Origin of the sequence: Planctomonas deserti (assembly GCF_003067705.1) — a bacterium.
GTDB classification, from domain to species: domain Bacteria; phylum Actinomycetota; class Actinomycetes; order Actinomycetales; family Microbacteriaceae; genus Planctomonas; species Planctomonas deserti.
Window position 1 is genome coordinate 1 of record NZ_QANL01000079.1, and the last position, 646, is coordinate 646.

Annotated in this window: 2 protein-coding genes; both read left to right on the forward strand. The window is 63.9% G+C overall.

Annotation, left to right across the window (positions count from 1 at the left end; all coding sequences use genetic code 11):
• Positions 1-70 precede the first annotated feature (70 nt).
• On the forward strand, positions 71-442 hold the full coding sequence (locus tag DAI20_RS19630) for a Spx/MgsR family RNA polymerase-binding regulatory protein (protein ID WP_197655695.1): 372 nt from the start codon (positions 71-73) through the stop codon (positions 440-442).
• Positions 439-646, forward strand: a 208-nt coding sequence (locus tag DAI20_RS19635; protein ID WP_205781509.1) for a zinc-binding metallopeptidase family protein, incomplete at its 3' end; no start/stop codon positions are given. The genes DAI20_RS19630 and DAI20_RS19635, both read left to right, overlap by 4 nt.

Here is a 646-nt window from a genome sequence, read left to right on the forward strand (position 1 = left end):
CGGGTCCCGTTCCGGGTCGTGTCCGAGCGCCTGTTGTGAGATTCTGACCCTCTGTTTTCCAGCATCACAGATGGCCATGAGCACCACTGTCTACGGTTTGAAGAACTGCGATACCTGCAAGAAGGCGACCAAGTGGCTGGACCGCTTCGGCGTGCCTTACACCTTCGTCGATTACCGCGAGAACAAGCCGAACCCGGAAATACTGCTGGCGTGGGCTGGGCAGCTGGGGGGCCTGGCCGCGATGGTGAACAAGTCGTCCACCACCTGGCGGCAGTTGCCGGACAACCGCAAGGCCGCCGACTCCGAGGCCGAATGGAAGCTGCTGCTGCGTGAATACCCGCAGCTGATCAAGCGTCCGCTGGTGGTCACTGCCGATGGCACGGTCAGCCAGGGCTTCAGCGACAACGGTTTCAAGGCCCGCTTCGGTGTGGGTGACGCATGAGCGCGGTCCTCGACCTGACCTGCGAACTGATCGCACGGCCCTCGGTGACCCCCGATGATGCTGGCTGCCAGGCACTGTTGGCGGCACGCCTGAAGCAGGCCGGGTTCCAGTGCGATCACCTTCGCCTGGGCGACGTCGACAACCTGTGGGCGACCCACGGCCAAGGCGCACCGGTGTTGGTACTGCTGGGCCATACCGACGTGG

What these genes read in the sequence shown, in the direction of transcription:
- DAI20_RS19630 (WP_197655695.1), top strand. Translation starts at nt 71, where the DNA reads ATGGCCATGAGCACCACTGTCTACGGTTTGAAGAACTGCGATACCTGC.